The sequence below is a fragment of the Homoserinimonas sp. A520 genome, from assembly GCF_054489245.1.
In genome coordinates this window covers 251758-278747 of sequence record NZ_JBTMWX010000003.1, presented here as the reverse complement: position 1 = coordinate 278747, position 26990 = coordinate 251758, and the positions used below count along the sequence as shown (strand labels likewise).

The window sequence follows — 26990 nt, the reverse complement described above, 5'->3', positions numbered from 1 at the left end:
TCACTCGAATGATTCGGCCGGCGCGTAACCAGCGCCGTTGTACTTCACCACCTGCACGGTGGAGACTGCCGCCTGGCCGTCCTTGGCCGTGTCGATCGGGATGCCATCCAGTCCGAGCGGCGCATCGAACCCGGAGATGGTGCGCAGCTGCTCCATGAAATTTGCCCGGGTCGGCTCGGTCATCTTCTGGAAGACCTGGTCGAGCGTGGCACCCACCATGTAGCTCCAGACGCAGTGCGGGAACGATGGAACCTCATCGATACCCGCGTACTCCGACATGTCCGCGAAGAACTTGACCATGTCCTCGTCCTCGGCGGTTGCTGGGCTCGCCGCGGACTTGGAGAACACCGTCGTGTAGACGCCGGGGTAAGTGACGGCATTGCCCGGGCCGAGGATGGCTGGGCTTGACGTGTTCGACGGCAGGAACCAGTTCGGCAGCCAGCCGATCTCCTGCGCCTTCAGCAGTGATTGACCGACGAGGTTCGTCTGCGAGTTCGCGCTGACGAAGACGTCGGCATCGGTTCCGGCAAGCTCAGTGATCTGCGCGTCGATGTTCGTGTCGCTCGCCTCGTAGGTCAACTCGCCGACGACCTCAATGTTGTCGGACCCTGAAATGGCCTCCTTGAAGCCTTCCACGTAGCCCGCACCGAAGTCATCGTTCTGCGACAGGATGGCGACCTTGTGGTCCCCTCCGGACGCCGCCAGGAGTTCACCGAATGCAAAGCCCTCGGTCTGGTAGACCGGGACGAAGCCGAGTTGCCATGGGCTCTCGTCCTCATCACTGAAGATCGGGTCACCCGTCATGATGAGCACCTGAGGCACCTCGTCCTCGATGGCCGCCTCACGGAACGCCCGGTTGGTGGGTGTGCCCAGGCCTGAGGTGATCGCGAAGACGCTGTCCTTCAGCGACTGATAGTTCGACAACGACTTCTGCGGGTCATAGGTGTCGTCCATCGCCTCGATCTCGACCGTGCGGGTCTTCCCGTCAGCGAACTCGATCCCACCGTCGGCGTTGGCTGCGCCGAAGTAGGCCGTGAGCCCGTCGACCGTGCAATTGCCAGGTCCTGCGGTTGGTCCGCTCAGTGGGGTGATGACTCCCAGGGTGATCGTGGTGTCGGTGATTCCGGGGCTCGCCGAAGCTTCGCCGGGACCGGCCTCCCCGCCTCGGGCACAGCCCGTCACGGTAAGGGCGGCGACCGACGCAACGGCGACGATGCCGATGATGCCCCCTGTTCTCCTTCGAATGTTCATGCTTGACCTTGCCTCTCTGTCTTGGCTGTCTCTTCGGGCCGCTCCACTGCGGAGTCCAGGGTGGGATTCGGTGGTGGAGGGGTCTGTGGGGAACTGTCGGTTCCCGGCGAAGGTCGACCTCGCAGTCGCCTCGCCATCCGCTTGATGGTGCGAGGAAGGGTCACGAGCCCGCCGGGGAGCAGGAAGAGGACGGCGAGCAGGACGACGCCCTGGATGATCGCCGTGAGGTTCGGGTTGATGGCGTTCGTGATTTGCGGAACGAACACATAGTAGGCACCGCCGATCAGTGAGCCGGCGATGCTGGCAGCGCCACCGATGACCATCGCAACCACGAGGTTGATGGAATGGATGAAATGCAGCGTCTCGGGTGAGGTGTATTGCACCGCGACGAGGTAAAGAAAGCCGCTCGCTCCTCCGAATACGGAAGCGATTGTGAATGCCATGACCTTGTAGCGGTACGGCGAGATGCCGGTCGCGGCGGCGACGGCCTGGTTGTCGCGAACCACGGCCAACGCCCGACCGAATTTGCCGCGCACGAGGTTGTAGGCGAGCAGGAACGCGATGATGGCGATCACCGCGACGATATAGAACTGCCACTGATCGTCAGCGAGGCCCGTCCAATCCGGAGCGCCCGAGAACCGCGCCGACGTGCCCTGGGACCCGCCGGTGAATTCCGAGAGCCGCTTTGCCAGGGGAACTCCGACGATCGGCAGCGCGATCGTCACCATCGCGATGGCCAGCCCTCCAAGGCGGGCGGCGGCCAATGACACGAACAACCCGGCCAAACCAGGAACCACACAGCTGAGCACGAAGACGAGCAGGATGTTCCAGTCGTTCGCGATGCCATACGCGGCCACATACGCCCCGAGGCCGAGGAAGAAGATCTGGCCCAGGTGGATCTGCCCGCTGTATCCCATTGCGATGTTGAGACCGAGTACCGCCACCGCGTACACGCCCACCTTGGTCAGTGTCTGGTTGGCGAACACGGGAAGCACGAGTGGCGCGATGAGCAGGATGGCGGCCAGCACGATCCACGTGGCGACAAGCACCCACTTGTTGCGGAACAGCGCCTTTGTCGTGGCCATCAGACTCGCACCACGTCTTTCCGGCCGAACAACCCTTGAGGGCGCAGGAAAAGGATCACGAAGATCAGGATGAACGGCACGGCGATTTTCAGGTCATGGCCGATGAACGGCACGTAAACCGCGGCGAGGTTTTCGAGCACCCCGATCGACCAGGCCGCCACCGCCGTCCCGAGGGGACTGTCGAGACCACCGAGGATGACAGCGGCGAGCGCGTACACCAGAGCACCGTCGAGCATGCTCGGCATCAGGGTGAGCTGCGGCGCCACGAGTGATCCGGCGATGGCCCCGAGTACGGCGGCCAGGCCCCAGCCAACCATGAGGAGCCTGCCGACCGGCAGACCGGAGAAGGCAGCAGACTGGGGGTTGATGGCAACGGCTCGAAGTGCCAGCCCGAGCTTGGTCCGCTGGAACATCAACTGCAGAAGCAGCATGATGGTGATGATCGTGAGCGTTGTGCTGATCGATTTCACGCTCACGGTGGCTCCGAACAACGAGATGGTGTCGGACGGGAAAAGCGAGGGGAAATTGTAGAAATTGTAGCTCCAGAACCAACCACACAGACCGGTGATGAGGGTCAGCAAGCCGATGGTCACAACCACGGCGGTATCGGGGTCGCCCCCTTCGAATCGGCGCATGATGAATCGTTCGATCAGCGCCCCGATGATGAACGACGCGACGATGGAGAGGAGGATGGCCAGGATCAACGGCATTCCGAGCCCGAAGAATGCGAAAGCGATGTAAGCCGCCAGAACAGCCATGGCCCCCTGGGAAAAGTTGATCAGGCCAGTGGCCTGATACACCAGCACGATCGCGAGCGCCAGCGCAGCATAGATCGAACCCGCCGCCAGGCCGTCGATCACCAGCTGTATGAAGGTCCCCATGGTCATCCTCCCAGGTAGGCGCGTCGGATCTCGTCCATGCCCATGAGCTCGTCCGAGGTGCCAGTCAATGCGTTGCGACCTGTCTCGAGAACCGTCGCAGTGTCGACGAGGGTGAAGGCAAGATTGGCGTTCTGCTCGACAACCAGCATGGCGATGCCCGATTCACGACGCAGCCTCTTGATCGCTTCGAAGACGTTTTTCGCGGTGCTGGGCGCGAGCCCGAGGGATGCTTCATCGAGTAGGAGCAGTCGCGGCTTTGCCATGAACGCCCGAGCGACCGCAAGCATCTGCTGCTCACCACCGGACAGAGCGGAACTGCTCGACTTGATTCTGTCCTTCAGCTGAGGGAAGAGTTCGAGGCAGTACTCGATGTCGGTGCTGATCGCTTTGCGGTCCTTCCGCAGGTACGCCCCGACCAGCAGGTTCTCCTGTACCGTGAGTCGCCCGAGTGTGCCCCGGCCTTCCGGTACGTGGGCAATTCCGAGCGCGGCGACCTGGTCGGGACGCAGGCCGAGGATGTCGCGCCCGTCGAAGACGATGCTCCCCCGCGCCCGCACGGTTCCGCTGATGGCACGCAGTGTCGTGGTCTTGCCTGCGCCGTTCGCGCCCAGTATGCCGACAGCGCCACCGTCTGGCACGCTGAGCGAGACGCCGTCCAGCACTTGCACAGGACCGTAGGAGGCAGTCACGTCGCTGAGCTCAAGCAGCGTCATCGGCGGCATCCTTCCCGAGATAGGCCTCGATGACCTGTGGGTCGGACTGGGCTTCGGCAGCGGTCCCCTCCATGAGCTTCCGACCGTGATTCAGCACAACGACTCGATCCGTGAGGGCGGAGATGAGTCCCATGTGGTGTTCGACGATGACGACGGTGATGTCTTCCTCTGTCCGCAGTCGCTTGATGGCTTCGATGAACTGGCTGACTTCCCCGTGGGAGAGGCCGGCGGCAGGTTCGTCAAGCAACAGCAGCGTGGGGTTCGAGAGGAGTGCCCGGCAGAGTTCGACTCCCTTGTGGAGACCATGGGAGAGCTCATCGACCGGGAGATGAGCAGCCCAGCCGAGTCCGTTGCGTTCGAGAAGCTCGAGGGCGTCTGCTCGCAGTGCACGCTCTGCGCGCACAGTGAACGGCAGTCGAAGCGACCAGGCGAGAGCGTCGCCTGGCAGCCGGGTATGCCCGCCGAGCAGGACGTTCTCAAGCACGGTTGACGTGAGCTGCAGCGCCGGGTGCTGGAACGTGCGCGCCAGGCCGTAGCGGGCGAGGCCTGATGCCCGCGTGCCGAGCACCTCGGTTCCGTCGATCGTGATGGAGCCTGCACTGGGCTTGTAGTGCCCGCTGATGCAGTTGAACAGCGAGGTCTTGCCAGCCCCGTTCGGGCCGACAAGACCGAAGATCTCCCCCGGCTCGACATCGAAGCTCACCTCTTCGAGCACCTTGACACCCCCGAAGCGGAGGCTGACGTTTTGCAGGCTCAGACGTGCGGCCATCCTGTACCTTCCTGGTCGCATCGTTGCTATCGAAGGGCTAAAGCGTTGCTCGTCGTGCGTGTGATCTGCTTTGACTCACGAGAAGGATGTTACGGATCGCCACCGAGATTGTCAACGATTTTGGAACGAGTCTTCCTTTTTTATGGCTGGGTGGGTGAGGAGGCGCGGTACCCTCCGCGCGCATAGTCGTAGTACGGGGCGGGGGCGACGGTTGCACGGATTTCGACCTGTCGATGCGGTTCGACCTGCGCCTTCCGGGAGACCGGATCCTCACCCCAGACGACGGTGACCTCGGTTCCCGTCGCCGCGAACTCCTTGGCGATCGTGGCGAGGGACAGGAACACGCGCTCGTTCGCAAGGTAGCCGACGTCGAGAGAGAGACCGACCAACTGGCCGTCCTTCAGCACTTGATCGGTTTGGTAGAGCGCGTAGCGCGACTTGGGCAACTCGATGTACTTCGCCGGAAGCTCGTCATCGCCGAGGACAGAGCCGAGGGCACGCGTGACGTCGTCATCGTTCCAGACCAGCGTCACCTTGGTACGACGCTGGTTCTCAGCGTGCTGCTGCAACGCCTCCTTACCAAGGAACTCGTGGTCGAACGACACCGACCGTCCGAGGCCGATGTCGTATGGGGTCAGGTAGTAGTCGCTGATGTCACTCGAGAAGAAGCTGCCGCCGAGCGAACCCGCCTTTGACAGTTCGAGCCACTCACGGTACGGCTTCAGCTCCGGCTGGAAGATCGCCGGCGGCGGCGATGGCACCCACCCAGAACCCAGGTTGGCGGAGGAGTAGCCTTTCGCCCCGACCTGGGTGATCCCGAACTCCGCGCCATCCGCCAGGAGCGCCGCATGCACGGTTGCTGCCTGCGCCCACGGCCCCCACAGTTCGAAGCCGGGCTGCCCGGCCATGCCGTGCCGCAGCACGCCGACTTTCCCGCCCGCGATCTCGACCTCACCCATATGGAAGAACTTCAGCTCCGGCGCCGGCTGGCCGGTGACCTTTTCGATGATCTTCAGCGCGTTCGGTCCCTGCAGCTCGTAGCGAAACAGCTTCGGATCGCCCTTGCGGATCAGGGAGTGGTCGTCGCGCTCCAGGCTGACGTCCCAATCGCCAGTGCGGATGTTGTACTCCACCCAGTCGCTCAACATTGGCAGGGCGACCAGATCGAACGAGTTCTCGCCGAGATGGAACAGGATGCCGTCGCCGATGACAAACCCGTCGTGGTTGACCGCGACAAGCTGCTTGGCGCGCCCCACTTGGTAGGCGGCCGCCGAGTTCGTACCGATCCAGGTGAAGAATTTCGTGGCATCCGGCCCGCTGACGAACAGGTCGGCCATGTGATGCGACTGGTCGAGGAGAGCGCAGGAGTCTTTCCACGACGCCTGCTCGCTGCGCCAGTTGGTGAATTCCGGGGTGACCGGGAAGGTGAACGGCCGCGATGTCGCGTTCCGCAGCACTTCAACGGGATTCCCGGTCTTCTCGATCGCGGCCTGCAGGTTCTGAGTTGTCATGTCGCTTCCTTCTGGAGGGGCGGCGGCACAGGGTTGAAGCCGTGAACGCCGTCGTTCTGCTCGTGCGGAAAACACTACGTCCCGCGGGTCGCCCTCGGATGCCCAATTTCCGTTCAATAGAAATTAGCGAGGGTAGGCTGTCGGCAACAGCCACGACACAGGCAGCCACTCTGAGCAGGAAGCGGCACAATGGCACGAGCATCCGCGGGCGAATCCGTGCTCAGCAAACATCTTCGAGTTCTCGGCTCGTTCGAGGCGGCCGTGCCGTTCCTCACCCTGTCCGAGCTGTCGGCCAAGGCGAAGCTTTCGCCGTCGACTGCCCACCGGATCGTCGGGGAGCTGGAACGAGAGGGACTCCTGGAGCGACTGCCCGATCGCAGCTACCGGCTCGGCGTGCGGCTGTGGGAGCTCTCCTGCCGAACCCCTGGCGCACTGGGACTGCGTGAACTTGCGCGCCCCTACCTGGAGCAGGTGCACGCGCGGGTCAACCAGCATGCCCAACTCGGGGTCCTCAGCGGCACGGAGGTGTTGTTCCTCGACCGGCTGTCGGCACGGGACGCCGTCGTCAACGCCACCCTGATCGGCGGGCGCATCCCGCTCCACGCCTCGTCGAGCGGTCTCGTGCTGCTTGCGCACGCTGGGCAGGGCCTCGTCGACGAGGTGCTCGCGGCGGGCCTGCGACGCTACACCGACCAGACGATTCAGACCGAGGACGAGTTGCGCTCGGCGCTGCGGAGTGTGCGCGCCGATGGCTGGGCGGTTTGCGACGGCCACATCTACGAAGCGTCGCGGGGCATCGCGGTTCCGGTGCACGGGGCACACCGCGACGTCATCGCCGCAATCGGCGTCGTCGTGCCCAACGATGAGACGTCACCACTCAGATACATCGAACCGCTCGTCCACGCCGCCAGCCAGATCTCGGCGGCGATGCGCTCGGCCTATCTTCCGGCTGGGCATCCCGCTGCGGCGCCGGGAGGGCGGCTCCGGCCGCTCGTCAACTCCTCAGTGCATTCGATGGAGTACCTCGCGGCTCAGCTCTGACTGGCGGTGGTGTGACGGGAGTCACGCCGCCCGGCAAGCTCATGGAGCCACTCGATGGTGCTTACGGTCATCCAGGTGGGTGACCCCAGAGATTCGAGGTATTCCAAGGCATCGCGCATCTCGGCCTCCCTGCGCACCGCATGGACCGGTGTGCCCTCTACCAGCCGTTGCACGAGCTCGCCCCCGGTAGGCCCCAACTCCGAAGCGAGTTGCTGCTGCACCCAGTCCCGTGCTCCGGCGGAATCCGCCGCGCTCAGGCTTTCGAACACCAGCGCAGCCAAGCCCTTCATGAAGACGCTGCGCAAGAGTTTCATCCCGGCCGAAACGCCCGCCTCAACACCGACGTCAGTCGCGGAAACCCCGAGCGTCTCCAAGCGCGACAACAGCTGCGCTGCCCCGGGGCCGCTCAGCAACAGCGGCGTCGCGATCCGCGCGCGCGGTACGGGAGCCAGGATGGCGACATCGACGAAGGCGATCCCCTGCGCCTCGCAGCGCGCGGACATCATCCGCTTCGCTTCGGGCCCGCCAGTGTTCATGTCCGCGAAAATAGCGGAGGCTGCCAGCTCCGGCAGGGCATCTTCAAGCACAGACGCAGCAGCACCCGCGCCAACCAGGCTCAGCACGACATCCGCCCCGCGCACCGCCTCAGCCACGCTCGGGACCAGTGACGCACCGTCTGGTGCGTAGGCGACGAGCGGGTCTGTGGCCACCACTGTTGCCCCGCGCTGCACCAGATCGGCGGCATAAATGCCGCCTGCCTCCCCTAGACCGAGCACGGCGACCCGCATAGTAGACTCCCAAAAGTCAATACATCCGATAATATTGTAGACGATACTGGATCGAGTCCTACGCCGATCGAACGCCCCACGGCGTCCAAGAGAGTGATCTTATGTCGATGACCGTGAAATCGCCCCTCCTCCCCGCCGAAGCCGAAGGCGGTGATCCGCGTCAAACCCACGTCAGGCAGGTCATCGACGTCATCCGCAGCGCCATCGTGCGAGGGGACTACGCAACCCACCAACGCCTGATCGAGGTCGACCTGAGCACCACCTTCTCGGCGAGCAGGGCCACGGTGCGAACTGCCTTGCTCGAGTTGGCGAGCGAGGGGCTCGTCGAACGGCTCCCGAACCGTGGATCACGCGTGCGGGCGATCTCGGTCGACGAGGCCATCGAAATCATCGAGGTACGGATCGGAGTCGAGTCCCTGTGCACAGCGAAAGCGGCGCAGGCTGTGGGCGACGAACAGGTAGAAGAACTCCTGCGCCTGCGCGATGCAATGCTCGTCTCAGTCGCCGAGGGTGACCTGGTCGAGTATTCACACCTGAACCAGCTCCTCGATCAGCGCATCCGGGAGATGAGCGGCCACGCCACCGCAGCTGACGTGCTTTCCCGGCTCCACGCCCAGAGCATGCGGCACCAGTTCAAGCTCTCGTCACGGCCGCAGCGAGCCAAGGTCTCTGTTCTCGAGCACGCCGAGATCATTGACGCGATCGTTGCCAGGGACCCCGAGCGGGCTGAGCGAGCCGTGCGAACCCACCTGTTGAACGTTATGGATGCACTCCGCGAGATCGCCTGAACACCGCCCGGCACCGCTCGGGTGCCGGACGGCAATCAGCTCACGCCGTAGATGCGGTGCGCCAGCCTCCGTGATACTCCGTGCGTGCGGTCACCGCGTACGGCACCGGGCTGACCACGGCACGCACGCTGAACTGTTCGTGCGGCTGCACCGTGGTCTTGCGCGAGCCACCGTCAGGCTCGCCCCAGATCACCTTCACCTCGGTCCCGACCTCGACGTCCTGGCTGACGGTGGCCAGTGAGAGGCCGCGCCGCTCGTTCGCGCTCACGCCGGTGAACAGCGACAGGCCGACAGTCGTGCCGTCCGCGTCGACGACGGCATCGAAGTTGGACGAGCCGTAGTTCGCGTTCGGCAAGTCGAAGAACTGGTATCCGGGGCGGTCCCGGTCGAGGAATGACGTCATGATCTTGCCCAGATCTTCGTCGCTCCAGGCCAGGGTGACCTTCTTGCGCTGCGTCGCCGGATCGATCTTCTCGAGCGCGTCGCGGCCGATGAAGTCGTGGTCGAACTTGACGAACGAGCCGTATCCGAGCTCCCACGGGTTGAGGTAGTAGTCCTCGATGTTGTCGGACACGAAGCTGCCGGCGATCGCGTTGATCGCCTCATAGCTGTCCGGAGCCAGCCATTCGCGGTAGCCGCGGAGGTCTTCGCCGGTATAAATCGCGGGCAACGGCGACGGGATCCAGCCCGACTCCAGCGTGTTCGACGAGTACGCGCGTGAGCCGCACGGCTCGATGCCGAACTCGGCACCCGCCTCGAGGATGGCGTCGCGGATCTTGCCGTGCTGTTCGTAGGGTCCCCAGATCTCGAGCCCTGGCGCTCCCGCCATCCCGTGACGGAGCGTGCGGACACTCTCGCCTGCGATAGTCGTGTGCCCCATCCGGAAGAATTTCACCGGCTCGACCGGTCCGCCCGCGAGTTTCTGGATGATGTCCCACGCACGCGGTCCCTGGATTTGGAACCGGTATACCTCGCGCGAGACGGCCTTGCCATATGGACGCGAGGGCGAGCGGTCGTCGTAACGAAGCTCGACGTCGTACCCACCGGTCTCGGCCTGGTACTGCAGCCAGTTGGCTGCGGGAGCGCGCCCGACGTAGACGAACTCGAGTTCGGAGAGGTGGAAGAGGATGCCGTCACCGATAACACCGCCGTTCGGCGCGGTGGGAACGAACTGCTTCGCCGTGTCGACCGGGAAAGTCGCGAAACTGTTGATGCCCGTGTCGGAGAGGAGCTTCAGCGCCCCAGGGCCGGTGATGAACAGGTTCACCATGTGGTGCGTCTGGTCGTACAGCACAGCGGTTTCGCGCCACGCGCGCTGCTCGCGACGCCAGTTGGTGAACTCGGCCGGCACGACCGGATAGATGTATGCGCCGAGTTTCGAGTTCCGCAGGAGCTCGACAGTGTCTCCGGCCTGATCGAGCACTTCTTGCAGGTTCTTTGCTGGCATGGCTGTATCTCCTTCTTATTGGATGGGTGCTGCGATGGCTAGGTGGTGCGGTAGCTTTCCCTGGCGAACTGGACGAACGGGGCAGGCGCCACGGTTGCGCGCACTTCAACCTGACGATGGGGCTCCACCTGGGGCTTCGTGGAGTTGGGACTCTCACCCCACAGAACGGTGACTTCGTCGCCAATCCGGACGCTGCCGGCTTCGAGTGTCGCCAGGGACACGAACGACTGCTCGTTGGCGAGGTAGCCGCAGTCGAACGATTGGCCGATTGGCCTGCCGTCGCGGAGCACCTGGTCGACCTGGTACAAGGCGTAACGGGCCTTGGGCAGGTCCAGGTACTTGGCGGGCAAACCTGGTTCGACCAGAGAGCCGAGAACGCTCTTTACGTCGTCGGGATTCCAGACGAGCGTCATTTTGGCGCGGTGGGATGAAGCCGCCAGCTTCTCCAGCGCCTCGCGGCCCACGAAATCATGGTCGAATGCCACGGACCGACCGTAGTCGAGGTCGTACGGCGTCAGGTAATAGTCCTCGATGTTCGGCAAGTCGAAGCTCCCGCCGAGCGAACCGGCGCTGGTGGCAGGGAGCCACTGGCGATAGGGACGGGTCGCCTCGCCCGAGAAGATCGCCGGCACCGGCGATGGAACCCAGCCGGATTCGAGGTTTGCCGTTGAGTACCCCTTGGCTCCGACCGGTGTCAGCCCGTACTCTGCGCCTGCCTCGAGCAGGGCATCGCGTACCCGACCACTGTCCGCCCAGGGGCCGAACAATTCATAGCCGGGCTGGCCGGCCATGCCGTGGCGAATGGCCCGGACCTCGAGCCCCGCCATGGGAAACCGACCCATGTGGAAGAACCCGATCGCCGGCACCGGACCGCCGATGAGCTTCTCGACGATGGCGGGGGCGGTCGGACCCTGCAACTCGTACCGGTACAGCGTGGGGTCACCGGCCCGCACGATCGAGTTGCCGTCACGCTCGAACTCGACATCGAAGCCACCGGTCTCGGCATGGAACTGTACCCAATCGATGACCATTGGGTGCCCGACGAGGTCGTAGTAGTCGCTGTCGAGGTGGGCAAGAATGGCGTCGCCGATGAGGTGGCCGTCGTCGTTGACGGCGATGAACTGCTTTGCCCGGTCGACCGGGAAGTTCGCGAAGCTGTTGACCGCAAGCCCTCGCAGCAGCTTTTCGGCGTCAGGGCCTCGCAGGAACAGATCGGTCATGTGATGCGATTGATCGAGCAGGGCGCAGGAGCTCCGCCACGAATGCTGCTCGGAGCGCCAGTTGCTGAACTCCGGCGTGACCGGGAACACGTGGGGGCGAGCTTGCGAATTTCGCAAGAGGCCAACGGCTGAACCCGCCAAATCAATGGCCTGCTGAAGTGAAATCGGCACGGTGAACTCCCTCGTCCTGTTTGCCTGGCTGCATGGCGCCACCCGCTGGCGTGCAACCGATATTGGTGACAATAATGTATCGTACACCTTGACCATAAGACTAGACCGTGATTGTCTGGCATCGTCCACAGCCTGAATACCGGATGTGACGACAGCGACATCCGCCCGGAGAGGACCCACATCATGACGAGTGCAGAACGATCAGTTTTGGTTGTGAGCGCGCACGCAGGAGACTTCGTCTGGCGTGCGGGAGGGGCGATCGCCGCAGCCGTCGCCAGAGGCGAGCGCGTCGTAATCATCTGCCTCACCTACGGGGAGCGAGGCGAATCAGCCAGCCAGTGGCTCGCAGGCAAGAGCCTGGACGAGATCAAGGCGATCCGCCGCGAAGAGGCTGAAGCGGCGGCAGCGGCGCTCGGAGCCGAGATCGAATTCCTCGACGCCGGCGACTACCCGCTCATCCAGACTCGTGAGTTGCTCGACCAGCTCGTGCAGGTATATCGGCGCGTTCAGCCCACCGTGGTGTTGACGCACCCGCTGCTGGATCCATACAACGGCGACCACGCTGCCGCCGCGCGCATCGCGATCGAGGCACGCATCCTCGCCCAGGCGATCGGCTACGACGCTCCAGGCGAAGTGCTGGGTGCGCCACCCGTATTCTTTTTCGAGCCGCACCAGCCGGAACAATGCGACTTCAAGCCGGACGTGCTGCTCGACATCACCGACTCCTTCCCAGCCAAACAGCGTGCGATGGAATGCCTGCCCGCCCAACGGCACATGTGGGAGTACTACACGTCGCTCGCCGTACGTCGCGGTGTTCAACTCAAACGCAACGCGGGGCCGAATCTCGGACTGCCCGTCGATGCCATGGGCGAGGCGTACATGCGCTACTACCCCCAGGTCACGGACGTCCTCCAATGAGCCCGGTCATCGTCACCGACATCACGCGGGCGGATGCGACGGTCATTGCGGCCCTCGGCGCGCACGGCGTCGCCACCGCCCACGAGGCGATGGGACGCACCGGGCTTGTGGGCACGTCGCTGCGTCCGCTCCAGGACGGAGCACGCATCGCGGGCTCCGCGGTGACCGTGCTGTGCTGGCCGGGTGACAACCTCATGATCCATGCGGCAGTCGAACAGTGCCAGGCCGGCGATATCCTCGTGGTGACGACCGTCTCGCCGTCCCTCGACGGTTCCTTCGGTGAGCTCTTCGCCACGGCGCTGCACCAGCGCGGTGTGCGCGGGATTATCACCACTGGGGGCGTGCGGGACGTGGCGGACCTGCGCGCAATGGACTTTCCGGTGTGGGCCGGCGCGGCGAACGCGCAGGGCACCGTTAAGGCGACCCCGGGTTCGGTCAACGTGCCGGTTAGCGTCGGCGGGGCGATCGTGCGGCCCGGAGACGTGATCGTGGCCGACGATGACGGTGTGCTCTGCGTGCCACGTGCTGAGGCTTCCGCCGTCGTCGCGGCGTCCGACGCCAGGGTCGCCAAGGAGGCGGAGTCTCGTTCGGCATACCAGCGCGGCGAGTTGAGCCTCGATCGCAACAAGTTGCGGCCGGTGCTGGATGGACTTGGAGTCGTGTACGTCACCGAGGCGGACTATGAGGCGGAGCATGGTTCCCGGTAGCGGCATCCCATGCCTCCACCTGCGGGGTGGAACGTCGAAGGGGGCGTACTTTCTCGCATCAGACCTGCCCTCCGATCCCGCAGAACGGGATGACTTGCTGATGCGCATCATGGGCACCCCTGATGCGCGACAGATCGACGGCCTGGGTGGAGCGCATCCGCTGACCAGCAAGGTGGCCGTCGTGTCGCCGTCGGACTCCCCCGGCATCGACGTCGACTACCTCTTCCTGCAACTCGGCGTCGACGAGGCGTTCGTCACCGACCGCCAGAATTGCGGCAATATCCTCGCCGGCATCGGGCCATTCGCGGTCGAGCGCGGGCTCGTCACCCCGACAGGCGACCGCACCAGCGTGCGCATCAACATGACCAACACCGGCAGCACCGCGACCGCGACGTTCGCGACGCCGGGAGGTGTCGTGGACTACGACGGCGACCTCGCGATCGACGGCGTGCCCGGAACCGCCGGCGCGATCGCCCTCGACTTCGACGGCACGGCAGGGTCGTCGACCGGTTCGCTGTTTCCCACCGGACACCTGGTGGACGAGGCCGACGGCATTCAGGTGACCTGCGTCGACAACGGGATGCCCAGCGTGCTCATTCGAGCCCAGGATCTCGGCGTGACCGGCACGGAGCCGCCAGCCGACCTCGAGAACGATGCGGCGCTCACCTCACGACTCGAACGGATCCGGTTCGCCGCCGCGGAACTCATGGGCATGGGAGACGTCTCGGAGGCGACAGTACCGAAACTGGTGCTGCTCTCCGCACCCAGCGCGGGAGGCGCCATCTCCACCCGCAGCTTCCTGCCGCACCGGGTGCACAGCTCGATCGGAGTGCTGGGCGCCCTCACGGTCGCCGCCGGCATCATCCCGGAAGAAACCGTGGGGCACACGCTGGCAGCGCTGCCCACAGCGGGCGAACCGTTCTCGATCGAGCATCCGACCGGCCACTTCGACGTGGATGTCACAGTCGAGGCATCCGGCGGCAGCTGGACGGTCACGCGCTCAGCAGCCCTGCGCACGGCGCGCAAGATCTTTGACGGTCTCGTCTTTCCCCGCCCCAGGCTCTAACACCGATCCGCATTTTCGAGAGGACCGCGCATGACCCACCACACATCATTCGATATCGCCCACCTCGGCAACGTCGAGTTGTTCACACCCACCTTCGATGAGAGCCTCTGGTTCTTTCGAGACCTGCTCGCCATGCGCGTGGTCGCCGAAGACGGCGACTCCGTCTTCCTGCGCTGCTGGGACGAGTACCAGCGCTACACGATCAAGCTCACCGCTTCCGACAAGGCCGGCGTCGGCCGACTCACCTTCCGTACCACGAACCAGGAGTCACTCGAGCGCCGAGTCGCAGAGATCGAGGCGACCGGACTCGGGCTCGGCTGGCGTGACGGCGAGCAGGGGGTTGGCCCCAGCTACGCCTTCACCGATCCTGACGGCCACCCGATGGAGATCTACTACGAGACCGAGCGGTACGTCGCCGGCGAAGACGACAAGCCCGCGCTGAAGAACCAGGCGTCGCGCTACCCGGGGGTCGGCGTGAACGCACGACGCCTCGACCACATCAACTACCTCGCCCAAAACGTCGAGGCGAACGGCGAATTCGTCCGCGACGCGCTCGTCGGACGCGAGAGCGAACGGATCCGCCTGGACTCCGGCCGGTACGCGGCGTGGTGGTTCCACTTCAACAACAAGTCGTACGACATCGTCTACTCGGGCGACTGGACCGGAAGCAGTGGGCGCCTCCACCACATCGCGTTCGCGACAGACACCCGTGAGGACATACTGAAGGCCGCCGACATCTTCCTCGAGAACGGGATCCATATCGAATCCGGCCCTCACAAGCACGCCATCAACCAGACCTTCTTCCTCTATGTGTGGGAGCCGGGAGGCAACCGGATCGAGTTCACCAACTCGGGCGCCCGCCTGCTGCTCGACCCCGACTCTCCGGTCGTGGAGTGGAGCGAGGAGGAGCGCAAGAAGGGCCAGGCCTGGGGCATGAAAACCATCGAGACATTCCACACCCACGGCACACCGGCGGTCGACGGCAGCGACCAAATTGCTACTCCTGGCCACTGAAGGCCCTGCCAACATCACCGTGAATGGTGGTTGGATGGTCTCGACCCAGGTCTGAACACGACCCGTTCGGAGTCCAAGACAACTCGAAGAGCACAGAGAGGTGTGAGAGATGACTGACACATTGAGCACAACCGCCCCGGTCACCACCGGCTTGTACATCGGGGGCGAGGCCAGGAACACGGCCGAGACCCTTGCGGTGGCTGATCCTGGCAAACCGGGCCTGGTGGTCGGGCATGCCGCAGCGGCCAGCGCGGCGGACGTCGACGATGCGATCGCTGCGGCCAAGGATGCGTACCCGGCTTGGTCGGCGCTGACCGCCCAGGAGCGAGCCGCCGCAATGCGGACCGCCATCGAGGGCATCGCCGACCTGCGCGACGAGGACGCCGCCATCCTGTCCCAGGAGAATGGGAAGGTGCGGATGGAGGCGTGGATCGACGCGCTGGTGTTCGAGATCCGCTGGAACCTGGCCCTGATGCACACCGACGAGGTGGATGCCACGCAGGTGCTGGAGTCGGCGCCCGGGATCCCGGTGACCACCACGGTCCATTACCAGTCGTTGGGGCCGGTGACGATCATCGTCCCGTACAACTGGCCGATCGCGATCCTGGGTGCTTCCCTGCCGCATGCGTTGCTGGCCGGCAACACCACGATCGTCAAACCACCGCCCACCACCCCGCTTGCCACCACCCGCGTGGTGCAGCGCATCGCCGAGAAGCTACCGCCGGGCGTGCTGAACGTCATCACCGGCAAGGACGAGAACATGTCGCAGCTGATCACCAGCAGGGACATTGCGAAGGTGTGCTTCACCGGCAGCGTCGGCGGCGGCAAGCGGATGATGGAGATGGCATCGAAGTCGTTGTCCCGGATCACCCTGGAGCTTGGCGGGAACGATGCGGCCGTGATCCTTGAGGATGCAATCCTCGACGATGCGCACCTGGACCGCCTGTACGCCGGGATCTACGACACCACCGGGCAGATCTGCATGAACGCGAAACGCGTCTATGTGCACCGTTCCCGGCTGGACGAACTGGTTGCCGGCCTCACCGAGCGACTGGAGAAGGTCGTGATCGGTTACGGCCTCGACGAGAGCACCACCATGGGACCGCTGCACGCGCCTGCGCAGAAAGCCTTCGTGACAGACATCATCGAGGAGGCCAAAGCCGCAGGCGCGGACGTGCGCGAGTTCGGCGAACTGCCCACGGACCCGGACCTTCAGGGCGGAAACTTCCTCCGCCCCGCCATGGTGATCGATCCCGACCCGCAACTGCGGGTCGTCACCCAGGAGCAGTTCGGACCCGTCATCCCGATCATCCCCTTCGACACCGAGGAGGAGGCGGTCGCCTGGGCCAACGACACCTGGAGTGGGCTGTGCGGATCCGTCTGGACCGCCGATGCCGACGCGGCGAACCGCGTCGGAAGCCAACTCGTATGCGGTTACGTCTGGGTCAACGACCACGGCGCACCGCGCCTCGACCTGCGCGCGCCGTTCGGCGGCATGAAGCAGTCCGGCATGGGTCGCGAACAGGGCATCCACGGAATTCGTGCCTTCCAGGACACCCGTTCCATCTCCCACCTGGATCTCGAGGCCCTGGCGGCACAGGCGCACTGAGGATAACCGTCCACTCGAATGGGCTTCCGCTCAATTGGGCGGGAGCCCTTCAACTCATTACTTCAACGCGGGGGTGCACGTGAAGAGGACGGTGCGTGGCGATAACCGTCCGGCCGTCTTCCTCTTTCTTGCGGTATGCCTGATCGCCGCGAACATGCGGTCGACGATCACCGGTATCGGGCCGTTGCTCGAACAAATCAGTGTCGACCTTGAAACGGATACTGCGACGCTGGGCCTCCTGGTCGCGGTGCCCCTTGTCGCGTGGGCAGTGGTGTCGCCATTCGCCCACGAACTGAGTCAGCGCTTCGGCCTGTCGCGAGTCATCCTGTGGTCCCTGTTGATACTTGCTGCGGGAACCATCTGGCGCTCCGTCGCGGGACCAGCCGCTAACGTCTGGATCGGCACCGTGCTGACTGGCATTGCGCTTGCCGTTGTGAACGTCCTGATGCCGGCAGTGGTCAAGCAGGAATTCCGCGAGCGAGTGCCTGCCGTGATGGCGATCTACACGGCTCTGCTCGGCGGTGTAGCGGCCGTCGCGTCAGGTGTGGTTGTACCGATTTCGCACGTCGAGGTGGACGGGCAGCCGTGGGGATGGCGCACGGCGCTGCTGGCCACAGGCATCCTGTTGCCCTTGACAGCCGTGCTGTGGGCCTGGGCAAATCGTGGCACCCGTGAGCAACCGCGGAAGATGCCCCGGCCCGGGCGCCGAACCCGTACCGGAATTTGGTCAGATGTTCTCGCATGGCAGATCGCCGCATATACCGGCCTGCAGTCTGCCTCGTTTTACATGCTAGTCACCTGGCTGGCCGCGCTCTCGACATCTGTTGGGCGCAGCGAGATCGTTGCGGGCTTCGACGTCATGATGTTCCAGATCACGAGCGTCGCCGGCGCGCTCACGGTTCCACTCATCCTCCGCGGGCGCGCGAAGCGCTGGGTACCGGTCTTCCTGCCAGCGCTCGCGATCATCGGCACCCTTGGCTTCATCCTCGCCCCGAACGGCCTGCTCGCGTGGGCGTGCCTGTCGGGCCTGTCAAGCGGATCCTCCCTCGGGATGACGTTGACGCTTCTGGCCCAACGTGCTCGCACGCAGGCAGTCGCTTCGGCCTTATCTGGAATGGCCCAGTCAATCGGTTACCTCATCGCCGCGGCCGGCCCATTCGTGTTCGGCTGGTTGCTCTCACTATCCGGCGGATGGACCGTCCCATTGTTGCTGCTGCTTGCAACACTGATCGGCCAGTCAATAGTTGGCCTGGCCGTCGGCCGCGGGCGCTACGTACTCGAGCGGTCAGCCGGCCTCCCAGATTAACTATCGTCATAGGTACTCGACAATACCTATGTACATAGGTATTGTCGGAGGTGGGACACACCGCGGTGGCCCAGGCTGAGAGCGGAAGGACCTCGATCAGTGACATCAACAACTCCCCCAACGCTTGCTCTGCTCCCGGACTATTCCCTGGAGATGACAGGGAAAGACGTTCCCGGGCTCGAAGAAGCCGAGAGCCGCATCCCATCAGGAGCCCGGATCAACGTCACCTTCCTGGGCAACGAAGACCTCGACATGCGCGTCGGGGCGTCCCGCGCTGTGCGTCAAGCTGGATTCGTGCCGGTGCCTCACATCTCGGCACGCCGCCTGACCTCGCAGGCCCAACTTGAGGAGTTCCTCCAGCGCCTGCAGGAAGTGGATGCCACCGAGAGCGTCTTCGTCGTCGGCGGCGACCCGCACACGCCGGAGGGGCCATACGCCGACTCCTTCCAGGTCATCCGCACCGGCATCCTGCAGCGGTACGGCGTGAAGCATGTCAGCATCAGCGGCTACCCGGAAGGGCACCCCGATATCGCGAACGACGTGCTCTGGAAGGCCCTCGACGACAAGTCGGCATCGATCCGGGAACAGGGACTCACTGGGACGATCATCACCCAGTTCGGGTTCGACACCGCTCCGGTGATCGAGTGGATCACGGCGGTGCGCGAGCGCGGCATCGACTTCCCGATCCGAGTCGGCGTGCCCGGCCCGGCCGGCATCAAGCGGCTGCTCGGCTATGCGCGACGGTTCGGCGTGGCATCCAGTGCCGGAATCGTGCAGAAATACGGGTTCTCGCTGACCAACCTGCTGGGTACTGCCGGTCCAGACAAGTTCGTCGCCGACCTTACCCAGCAGCTCGAGGGCGCCGACCTCGGAACCGTCAAGCTGCACTTCTACACGTTCGGCGGCCTGCGCGCGACTGCCGATTGGGCCACCGAATTCAGCCGGCGCGAAGGTTGAAGATCCGATGACTCACCCCGAAATCACGCTTCCTCTGGACCATGCCAGCCTGATCGTGCACGGTAGCGACCAACCGGGCATCGTCGCAGCTGTCACAGCCCTGATCACCCGGCAGCGCGGCAACATCGTCTCTCTCGACCAGTACACCGACGACCCCACCGGCGGCGCGTTCTTTCAGCGAGTCGTGTTCCACCGTGCGGACCTCAGCGTCGCGATCCCCGAGATCGAGGCCGACCTTGAGAAGACACTGGGCGCGTTCCAGTTGCAGTGGACCCTGCGCGACATGTCGACGCCGAAGCGGATGGCGATCCTCGCCTCCACGTCCGACCACTGCCTGCTCGACCTGCTCTGGCGTCACCGTCGCGGCGAGTTGCCAGTCACCATCCCCATGGTGATTTCCAACCACATCAACGCGGCCGAGGATGTTCGCAGCTTCGGCATCCCGTTCTTCCACATCCCCTCCCAGAGTTCCGACAAGTCCGCGGCCGAAACCGAGATCCTCAAATTGCTGATCGGCAACGTCGACTTCGTCGTGCTTGCCAGATACATGCAGATTCTCTCCAATGACTTCCTGGAGCAGGTCGGGGTTCCCGTGATCAACATCCACCACTCGTTCCTCCCCGCATTCATCGGCGCCGGTCCCTACCGCAAGGCGAAGGAACGCGGCGTGAAGCTGATCGGCGCGACGTCCCACTACGTCACCCAGGAGCTCGACGAGGGCCCCATCATCGAACAGGATGTCGCCCGCGTCACCCATGCCGACACGGTCACCGACCTGCAGCTCCGTGGCGCAGATGTCGAACGCGCCGTCTTGTCTCGAGCGGTGCTCTGGCACGCCCAGGATCGCGTCATCCGTCACGGCTCCCAGACCGTCGTGTTCTAGCCCATCCGTACACCGCCACATCACAACACCGAAAGAAAAGAGGTTCCTCGTGACACCAAAGAATCTGCAGGAAGTGCTGGACGGGGCGTCCCCCGTCGAGCTCCTGCGCAACTCGCAGATCGGCTCGTACATCTACCCTGTCGTGCCGGCCGACTTCCAGAACTGGATCAAGGAGCAGACCGCCTGGCGTCAAACCGCGGTGCTCTACGACCAGTCGCATCACATGGACAACCTCTTCATGAAGGGGTCGGACGCCATCAAGCTGATCTCCGACACGGCGATCAACTCGACCGCAGTCTTCCCGGTCGACAAGGCGAAGCAGTACGTTCCGACAACCGCCTCCGGACACGTCATTGGCGACGGCATCCTGTTCCGCGAAGCGGAGGACGAATACGTCTACGTTGGTCGCTCACCAGCGGCGAACTGGCTCCTGTTCCACGGCGAGACCGGCGGATACTCGAACCTCGACATCACGGTGGACCGTCGCTCCCCCTCCCGCCCGTACGGGCACTCGGTCTCGCGCCAGTACTACCGCTTCCAGATTCAGGGACCAAGCGCGTGGGCCGTCATCGAGAAGCTTAACGGCGGACCACTTGAGCAGCTGAAGTTCTTCAACATGTCGACCATGACCATCGACGGGATGACGGTTCGCACCCTTCGTCACGGGATGGCTGGGGCGCCTGGCCTGGAGATCTGGGGCCCGTACGCCGACCACGACCGCATCCGCGACGCCATTGTGGACGCCGGAGCCGAATTCGGGCTGGTTCCCGTCGGCTCCCGTGCCTACCCGTCCAACACGCTGGAGTCCGGCTGGATCCCATCACCGTTGCCTGCCATCTACACCGGCGAGGAAGAGCGGGCCTACCGCGAGTGGCTTCCCGCCGACGGATACGAGGCGACCGGAACGCTCGCCGGTTCCTTCGTCTCCGACAACATCGAGGACTACTACCTCACCCCGTGGGAGCTCGGATACGGCACATTCGTCAAGTTCGACCACGACTTCATCGGCCGCGACGCGCTTGAGAAGGTCGACCCCACGACGCAACGCAAGAAGGTCACCCTGGCCTGGGAGGGCGAGGACGTCACGAAGATCTTCGCTTCGCTGTTCGACGCCGATGGCGAGAGCTACAAGTTCTTCGACCTGCCGCTTGCGAACTACGGCTCGGCGAACTACGACTCTGTCGTGGACGCCGAAGGCACTGTGGTCGGCTTCTCGATGTTCACCGGTTACAGCTCCAACGAGCGCCGCGCGCTCTCCCTCGCGACGGTCGACCCGAACGTGCCGGAGGGCACCGAGCTCAAGGTCGTGTGGGGCGAGCCGAACGGCGGCACCAAGAAGGCCGCCGTGGAGCCGCACAAGCAGCTCGAGGTTCGCGCGGTCGTCAGTCCGGTCCCGTATTCGTCGGTTGCGCGCGCAACCTACAAGGGCGGATGGCGCACCGGCTACGACTCCTAGGCCAGCATCCTGGTCGGAGGGGGCCCGAGCCGATGCCTGGCCCCCTCCATCCTTTCCACCGACCGACAGCTAGGAGGTCCTCGTGAGCCTGCGGTACGCGCTCCTCGCCCTGCTTCGCGCCGGCCCGCTGTCGGGATATGAACTCAAGAAGCAGTTCTCGCTCTCGGTCGGCCATGTCTGGCATGCCCCCGATTCTCAGATCTACCCGGAACTGCGGAAGATGGAGAGCGAGGGGCTCGTCGAAGCTGAGGTACAGGCTCGAGGCGAACGCGGCATCCGGCGGTTGTATCACCAGACGAATGCCGGGGAGCGTGCCTTCCTCGACTGGATGCAATCCCCGCTGGAGTACTCGCGCGTCCGCGACCCGGCCCATCTTCGCGCGGCCTACCTGGAGGCGACTACCCCGGATGCCGCGCGATCGTTCCTCAAGGCGCACATCGAACAGTGGGAATACGAACTGGAGCAGTGGGAGAGCGAGTTGGTTCGCATCGACGCCCGCGACAATCCAATGCTCGCGCGCCGCTTGTCGGCCACACCTGAGTCAGAACAAGAGCGCACGGTCGCGTACAAGCGGTTCACCTACGAGGGGCTGGTCGAACGCGCAAAGGGCGAGATCGAATGGGCGCGGCGCGGCCTGACGCTCGTCGACCGTCTGGAGGGCGACGGCGCTCCCTAGGTTGTGCCCGGATCCTCCGGCCGGTTCAGTCGAGGACGGCGATCGGGGTGTCTCCCTGGTCGGATTCGTCAACGCCCTCAATGTTCACGATCGGCCAGAACTTGGCGGCGAGCATCGCAAGCAGGAGCAGCACCCCGGCAACCAGCAGCGCCAGCGCGAGCCCGAACAGCTGGGCAACCACCCCCCACATCGCGGCACCGCCGGCGAGTGCCCCGTAAAGAACCAGCTGATAGATCGACAGGCCGCGGGCGCGCACCCAGGGCGGGAGGAAGACCTGGATGGCCGCTGAGAGGCTGGACAGCACGGTGATCCAGGCCGCCCCGCTCACAATGAGGAGTGGGACGATCGCCCAAACGGTCGGCGCGACGGCAGCCACAATCATCAGTGCGGCGAACGGCAGGCCGGAGAGGGCGAGGATCAGGTTGAGACTGAGTCGTTCGCGGATGCCGGGCAGCACAGCCGCGCCGATGACCGCTCCCCCGCCAAGTGCGCCGAGGAGGAGTCCATATCCGCTGGAATCGTAGTTCAGCTGTTCGGCCGCGACGATCGGGAGCAGGGCCCACATCGCGTTTCCCGGGACGATGAACAGCACCAATCGCCACATGATCCGACGCGTCGTCCGGGAGCCGGCAACATATCTCCCGCCGGCACGAAGCGCCATGAGGAAAGGCTCACGCGGAATTCGGAGCGGCCGGTAGTCCCGCCAGCACAACAGCACAACGAGGAAGAACAGGAACGACAGCGTGTTGAGCGCGAACACCGACGCCGGCCCGATCAATGAGATTGCCACACCCGCCATAGCCGGGCCGATTGCGCGGGCGATGTTCAGGCTGATGGAGGCGAGCGCCGCGGCGGGTGGAAGCTCCCGCCTCGGCACGATTTCAGCGACTACCGCCTGATAGACCGACACCTGTGCCGCGGCACCGGCCCCGAGCGCAAACGTGAAGGCGAGGATAAGGAACGGCGAAGCCCCTGCCGTTGCCGTGACGACGGTGAGTGTTCCGGCGACAACCACCTGGAACGCCTGGATCCCGATCAGCATATGGCGTCGGTTCAAGTGGTCGGCGAGCACGCCGGTTGGCAACGCCAGCAGCAGTACCGGCAGACTCTCGGCAGTCTGCACCAGGGCGACCAGTGCCGCTGCCCCTGGCTCGTGCACCAGGATCCACTGTGCACCCACGGTTTGCATCCAGGTGCCGATGTTGCTGACCAGCACTGCAATCCACAGGGCCCTGAACACGCGGATCCTGAGCGGGGACCAGGCGGTGATCGGTGTTTCGGTCACTGGAAAAGCTCAACGTCTCGGTTAGTACACACTGGTCGGATTCGTTCTCGAGTGCCGCTACCGGGCATCACTCTGTTGGTTGGAGATCGCGTCCAACCGAACGGTGACGGCGGCGGGCTGTCCCGCTTTGACCCGGCCCAGCGCTTCCAGAAGTGTCGATTCCAGCTCTGACACGGTTGTGACAGTTGCGGAGAATGCCCCGCCCATGACGCTCGCGATACCGGCGAGGTCTGCAGATTGGGCAAGGTTGACGAAGTACTGGTCCGTGGTGTCGGCCACTCCTCCCGGATACTGCTTGATCAGGTTCTGCTTGGTCGCGTTCCAGCCTCCGTTGTCGAAGATGACGGTAAGGAACGGTGCCTCGTACTGATCGGCTACCCAATAGGTGGAAGACGGCACGGTCAGCAGATAGGTTCCGTCGCCGATCAGGCTGACAACCGTGCTCTCAGGATTGGCCAGCTTGATCCCGATCGCCGCTCCACCACTCCAGCCCAACGAGCTCCCGCCGTTGCCGAACAGCGTGCCTGGCTGGGTGCGTGGAATATAGCGCGAGACGGTGTCTGCACTGGTGATCGTCTCATTCAGCACGATGGTGCGGTCATCGATAATTCGGTTGATGGTGTCGCACACGACTTCCGGAGTGAGCGCCGATGCAGCGGTACCGAGCAACCGCTGTTTCCAGGCTTCCCTCTGCTGCCGATGGAATTCGGCAATTCGCTCGGCCCGTTCACCGGAAGCCTTGACTGAATCGGCTCCCGCCCCCTGCACGGCAACCAGCAGTTGATCCAGGAACGCCGGGCTGTCGGCGCGGACGAAATGCTGAGAAGGCATGTACCAGAGGGGCAGGTCCTCCTTGAGCGGGTCCGTGTCGACGAAGTAGGTGTGCGCATCAGGCGACGGCGACTTTCGGCTGAGAACCCAGGGAACATCGGTGTCGATGGCCAGTATGACGTCTGCCTGATCAATGACCTCGTCCACTGAATACCCCACATGCAACGGATGATCAGCGGGAAAATTCATCTGCGATGCCGTGGTTTCCACAACGGCGACCCCGAGGGCCTCCGCGAATTGCACCAGCTTGCCGACTGACTCCGGGTGTCGCCCGAGATACGACGTGATGATCAGCGGGAATTGCGCACCAGCCATGGCTGCGACCAGGCCGTCGACGACGCTTTGCGCCGCAGGCACAGGGGTGATCGGATGCCAGAGTCCACGGTCGAGTTCACGGTGGCGGACCGTCTCGGCGAGCACCTCGCGGGCGGCCGTCAGGTAGACGGGAGCCTGGGGAGAGCTGCTCGCCAACTGCAGCGCTCGGAAGACCACCTGCTTGAGGTTCGTGCCGGTGCGGATGTCATAGCTCCACTTGACGTACGGCCGCACCAGATCCTGCTGCCCGTGTACATCCTGGAGGTAGTTGATGTGCGAATTGCGGGTGCCCGGCAGTTCGTTCTCGAGGGTGTACGGCGTGAGTCCGGCAAAGACGAGTACCGGCACCCTGGAGCGAGCCGCATTGTGAACGGCGCCGCCGAGGTTCGCCGTGCCGACATCCACGTGCACGAACACCGCCTGCGGCATTCCGGTCGCCTGGGCGTAGCCATGGGCGGCGCTCATCGCGGTGGTCTCGTGCGGGCACAAGACCACCATGGGCGCATTTTCGCCCCGGGATCGTCGTTTCGCCAGCGCCTCGATGATGTTCGGGTGATCACTTCCGAAATTCGCGAAGATGATCGAGACCCCCGCCTCTTTCAGGGCATCAACCAGGACATCCGAAGCTGTGAGCTCGCCCACGACATCCTGGCTCACTGCCGGCCTGCCGGCTGATGCACATTGGTGCTGTGGAATTCGACATACTCGTGGATGCCATGCGGCGAATTCTCCCAGCCGAAGCCGCTCTGCTTGACTCCGCCGAACGGCACCTGCTTCCGCCCCAGCTGGGTGAGCCCGTGACCATTGATGAAGGTCATCCCGGCTTCGATCCTGGAGGAGAAGGCGACCGCTCGTTCGATGTCGCCTGACCACACCGAGGCGCCTAGCCCGTATTCGGTGCCGTTGGCCATGGCAACGGCCTCTTCTTCATTCTCGTATTCGACGATGGGCAGGATTGGGCCGAATTGTTCGATCGCGACGATCTCATCGTCCGGTTGAGCGCCCAGGACCACCGAAGGCTGCAGGTAATACCCGTTGCCCCAATCGCCAGGACTCAGTTTGCTTCCGCCCATGCGAACATCAGCACCGCTGGCGACAAGCCGCCCGTGCAGGGCGCTGAGCTTGTCGTACTGGAGCTTGCTGTTGACCGGGCCCATGGCGGCGTCCTGGTCCAACCCATGCCCGATGGTGATGCCGGCGACCCGCGCCAGCAGCCTCTCGTTGAAGTCTGCCGCGAGCCGCTTCGGCACGTAGACCCGCTTGATTGCGAAGCAGACCTGGCCGGCACGGCGGTAGGTGCCCGCGACGATCTTCTCGACGGTGACGTCCAGGTCGGTGTCATCCAGCACGATCGCAGGGTCGTTGCCGCCCAATTCGAAATGGACCTTGGTCAGGGTTTCGGCTGCGGACCGCATGATGACCTTGGCGGTCTCCGGGCCTCCGGTGAACGAGACCTTGCGAACGCCAGGATGCGAGATCAGCGCGGCCCCCACATCCCCGTCGCCGTGAATCACATTGATGACGCCAGGAGGGAAGAAGCTGGCGAAATGCCTGAGCATCAGCGAGACGGCCAGCGGGGCGTACGGGGAAGGCTTGACGATCACGGCGTTTCCGGCGATGAGTGCCGGGCCAACCTTCTGAACCGTCAGGATCACCGGAGCATTCCAGGGCACGATGCAGCCGACGACGCCATACGGGCGCGATTCGACCTTGACCCAGCTGTTGTCGTCAGCGAACGACTCGTTTCTCGACAAGAAGCGCACACCGAATTCGGCCGCGTTCTCCAGAGCCTCCGCGGCCATGATGACTTCGTTCTGGGAGATCGGCAGCACGGAACCGTTCTCGCGCGTCATCAATCGTGCCAGGTCCTCGCGACTGCCTTCGAGTTCACTCGCCGCCCGGCGAATCAAGGCCGCGCGTTCCTCGAGCGTGGTCTTCGCCCAGCTCTTCTGCGCGCGGGACGCGATCGACACGACCGTCTCGATGTCGGAGGCTGATGCCTTCACGACGGTACCGACCAAATCGTCGAGGCGCCCCGGGTCGAGAACATCGAAACTGGGCCCAGTGGTCCACTCGACATCCCCGGCCAGTGAACCAACCGCTACTACGCCCTTTTCGACAATCATGCCGTGCACGTCCTCTCCTTGATAACTCGTGTCCTGGCCGCTGATGGCATCAGCGCGGCCGTCTTTCGCAAACCTCTGATCCTATGGACGCCCGGAGTCCGTGGCTGGCGCCTTGGGCATAGCGTTCGGAGTTGCGCACCTGGGTCGTGCCGTCGCCAGAAGACTCGTTACCTCTG

The 26990-nt window shown here is 64.2% G+C and carries 24 protein-coding genes; 12 read left to right on the top strand and 12 right to left on the bottom strand.

The features are described 5' to 3' along the window. The 6 genes from ACX3PH_RS10040 to ACX3PH_RS10015 all read right to left on the bottom strand — a co-directional run bounded on the left by ACX3PH_RS10040 (nucleotide 1) and on the right by ACX3PH_RS10015 (nucleotide 6210). Entirely contained in the window at nucleotides 1–1251 is a 1251-nt protein-coding gene (locus ACX3PH_RS10040; protein WP_459092008.1) for an ABC transporter substrate-binding protein, read from the bottom strand. Then, complete coding sequence (locus ACX3PH_RS10035) at nucleotides 1248–2336, bottom strand: branched-chain amino acid ABC transporter permease (protein ID WP_459092006.1); 1089 nt, start codon at nucleotides 2334–2336, stop codon at nucleotides 1248–1250. Before ACX3PH_RS10035 ends, ACX3PH_RS10040 begins: the two co-directional genes overlap by 4 nt. Then, nucleotides 2336–3217, bottom strand: coding sequence for a branched-chain amino acid ABC transporter permease (locus ACX3PH_RS10030; protein ID WP_459092004.1), 882 nt, complete (start codon nucleotides 3215–3217; stop codon nucleotides 2336–2338). Before ACX3PH_RS10030 ends, ACX3PH_RS10035 begins: the two co-directional genes overlap by 1 nt. Before the next feature lie 2 nt (nucleotides 3218–3219). After that, entirely contained in the window at nucleotides 3220–3930 is a 711-nt protein-coding gene (locus ACX3PH_RS10025) for an ABC transporter ATP-binding protein (RefSeq protein WP_459092002.1), read from the bottom strand. Beyond that, complete coding sequence (locus tag ACX3PH_RS10020; RefSeq protein ID WP_459092000.1) at nucleotides 3917–4699, bottom strand: ABC transporter ATP-binding protein; 783 nt, start codon at nucleotides 4697–4699, stop codon at nucleotides 3917–3919. The genes ACX3PH_RS10025 and ACX3PH_RS10020 overlap by 14 nt, the downstream gene beginning before the upstream one ends. 140 nt (nucleotides 4700–4839) lie before the next feature. Further along, nucleotides 4840–6210, bottom strand: a complete 1371-nt coding sequence (locus ACX3PH_RS10015) for an aminomethyl transferase family protein (protein ID WP_459091998.1) — start codon at nucleotides 6208–6210, stop codon at nucleotides 4840–4842. A gap of 189 nt (nucleotides 6211–6399) precedes the next feature. Here ACX3PH_RS10015 and ACX3PH_RS10010 point away from each other — a divergent pair, with 189 nt between their 5' ends. After that, entirely contained in the window at nucleotides 6400–7251 is an 852-nt protein-coding gene (locus tag ACX3PH_RS10010) for an IclR family transcriptional regulator (RefSeq protein WP_459091996.1), read from the top strand. Here the strand turns inward: ACX3PH_RS10010 and ACX3PH_RS10005 are convergent. Then, nucleotides 7242–8039, bottom strand: a complete 798-nt coding sequence (locus ACX3PH_RS10005; protein ID WP_459091994.1) for an NAD(P)-dependent oxidoreductase — start codon at nucleotides 8037–8039, stop codon at nucleotides 7242–7244. The two genes, ACX3PH_RS10010 and ACX3PH_RS10005, sit on opposite strands and share 10 nt — an antisense overlap. A 107-nt stretch (nucleotides 8040–8146) precedes the next feature. Between ACX3PH_RS10005 and ACX3PH_RS10000 the strand changes: the two genes are divergently transcribed. Then, nucleotides 8147–8827 (top strand): GntR family transcriptional regulator, encoded by a 681-nt coding sequence (locus ACX3PH_RS10000; protein WP_459091992.1) that lies wholly within the window; start codon nucleotides 8147–8149, stop codon nucleotides 8825–8827. Nucleotides 8828–8867: 40 nt separating this feature from the next. On the opposite strand, the gene ligM (ACX3PH_RS09995) is transcribed toward ACX3PH_RS10000, so the two are convergent. Together ligM (ACX3PH_RS09995) and ACX3PH_RS09990 are read right to left on the bottom strand one after the other, a co-directional pair. Continuing rightward, the gene (ligM, locus tag ACX3PH_RS09995) at nucleotides 8868–10274 is read right to left on the bottom strand and encodes a vanillate/3-O-methylgallate O-demethylase (protein ID WP_459091990.1); all 1407 of its coding nucleotides are present in this window, start codon (nucleotides 10272–10274) and stop codon (nucleotides 8868–8870) included. Between the two features lie 38 nt (nucleotides 10275–10312). Next, nucleotides 10313–11665: an aminomethyl transferase family protein gene (locus tag ACX3PH_RS09990; RefSeq protein WP_459092404.1), complete on the bottom strand. Its 1353-nt coding sequence runs from the start codon at nucleotides 11663–11665 to the stop codon at nucleotides 10313–10315. A 213-nt stretch (nucleotides 11666–11878) separates the two neighbouring features. Between ACX3PH_RS09990 and ACX3PH_RS09985 the strand changes: the two genes are divergently transcribed. From ACX3PH_RS09985 to ACX3PH_RS09940, 10 genes are all read left to right on the top strand, one after another. Next, entirely contained in the window at nucleotides 11879–12583 is a 705-nt protein-coding gene (locus ACX3PH_RS09985; RefSeq protein ID WP_459091988.1) for a PIG-L deacetylase family protein, read from the top strand. After that, on the top strand, nucleotides 12580–13290 hold the full coding sequence (locus tag ACX3PH_RS09980; protein ID WP_459091986.1) for a 4-carboxy-4-hydroxy-2-oxoadipate aldolase/oxaloacetate decarboxylase: 711 nt from the start codon (nucleotides 12580–12582) through the stop codon (nucleotides 13288–13290). The genes ACX3PH_RS09985 and ACX3PH_RS09980 overlap by 4 nt, the downstream gene beginning before the upstream one ends. Next, nucleotides 13277–14356 (top strand): 4-oxalomesaconate tautomerase, encoded by a 1080-nt coding sequence (locus tag ACX3PH_RS09975; RefSeq protein WP_459091984.1) that lies wholly within the window; start codon nucleotides 13277–13279, stop codon nucleotides 14354–14356. The genes ACX3PH_RS09980 and ACX3PH_RS09975 overlap by 14 nt, the downstream gene beginning before the upstream one ends. Before the next feature lie 30 nt (nucleotides 14357–14386). Then, nucleotides 14387–15370: a VOC family protein gene (locus ACX3PH_RS09970; RefSeq protein ID WP_459091982.1), complete on the top strand. Its 984-nt coding sequence runs from the start codon at nucleotides 14387–14389 to the stop codon at nucleotides 15368–15370. Nucleotides 15371–15479: 109 nt separating this feature from the next. Continuing rightward, nucleotides 15480–16979 carry an aldehyde dehydrogenase family protein gene (locus tag ACX3PH_RS09965; protein ID WP_459091980.1) on the top strand — a complete coding sequence of 500 codons (1500 nt, stop codon included), beginning with the start codon at nucleotides 15480–15482 and terminating at the stop codon, nucleotides 16977–16979. Nucleotides 16980–17058: 79 nt separating this feature from the next. Further along, entirely contained in the window at nucleotides 17059–18285 is a 1227-nt protein-coding gene (locus ACX3PH_RS09960) for an MFS transporter (RefSeq protein ID WP_459091978.1), read from the top strand. A 153-nt stretch (nucleotides 18286–18438) separates the two neighbouring features. Next, nucleotides 18439–19242: a methylenetetrahydrofolate reductase gene (locus ACX3PH_RS09955; RefSeq protein ID WP_459091976.1), complete on the top strand. Its 804-nt coding sequence runs from the start codon at nucleotides 18439–18441 to the stop codon at nucleotides 19240–19242. A gap of 7 nt (nucleotides 19243–19249) precedes the next feature. Then, a complete protein-coding gene (gene purU, locus ACX3PH_RS09950) occupies nucleotides 19250–20125 on the top strand; it encodes a formyltetrahydrofolate deformylase (RefSeq protein ID WP_459091974.1) in 876 nt (291 codons plus the stop codon). Between the two features lie 49 nt (nucleotides 20126–20174). Continuing rightward, nucleotides 20175–21581: a vanillate/3-O-methylgallate O-demethylase gene (ligM, locus tag ACX3PH_RS09945; protein ID WP_459091972.1), complete on the top strand. Its 1407-nt coding sequence runs from the start codon at nucleotides 20175–20177 to the stop codon at nucleotides 21579–21581. A gap of 82 nt (nucleotides 21582–21663) precedes the next feature. Continuing rightward, nucleotides 21664–22257, top strand: coding sequence for a PadR family transcriptional regulator (locus tag ACX3PH_RS09940; protein WP_459091970.1), 594 nt, complete (start codon nucleotides 21664–21666; stop codon nucleotides 22255–22257). A gap of 25 nt (nucleotides 22258–22282) precedes the next feature. Here the strand turns inward: ACX3PH_RS09940 and ACX3PH_RS09935 are convergent, their stop codons facing one another. Genes ACX3PH_RS09935 through ACX3PH_RS09925 form a run of 3 tightly spaced genes read right to left on the bottom strand, consistent with a single transcriptional unit; the run spans nucleotide 22283 to nucleotide 26814 of the window. Then, nucleotides 22283–23542, bottom strand: a complete 1260-nt coding sequence (locus ACX3PH_RS09935) for an MFS transporter (protein ID WP_459091968.1) — start codon at nucleotides 23540–23542, stop codon at nucleotides 22283–22285. 57 nt (nucleotides 23543–23599) lie between these two features. Next, nucleotides 23600–25330, bottom strand: a complete 1731-nt coding sequence (locus ACX3PH_RS09930) for a thiamine pyrophosphate-requiring protein (RefSeq protein WP_459091966.1) — start codon at nucleotides 25328–25330, stop codon at nucleotides 23600–23602. 11 nt (nucleotides 25331–25341) lie between these two features. Beyond that, nucleotides 25342–26814, bottom strand: a complete 1473-nt coding sequence (locus ACX3PH_RS09925) for an aldehyde dehydrogenase family protein (RefSeq protein ID WP_459092402.1) — start codon at nucleotides 26812–26814, stop codon at nucleotides 25342–25344. Nucleotides 26815–26990: the final 176 nt, after the last annotated feature.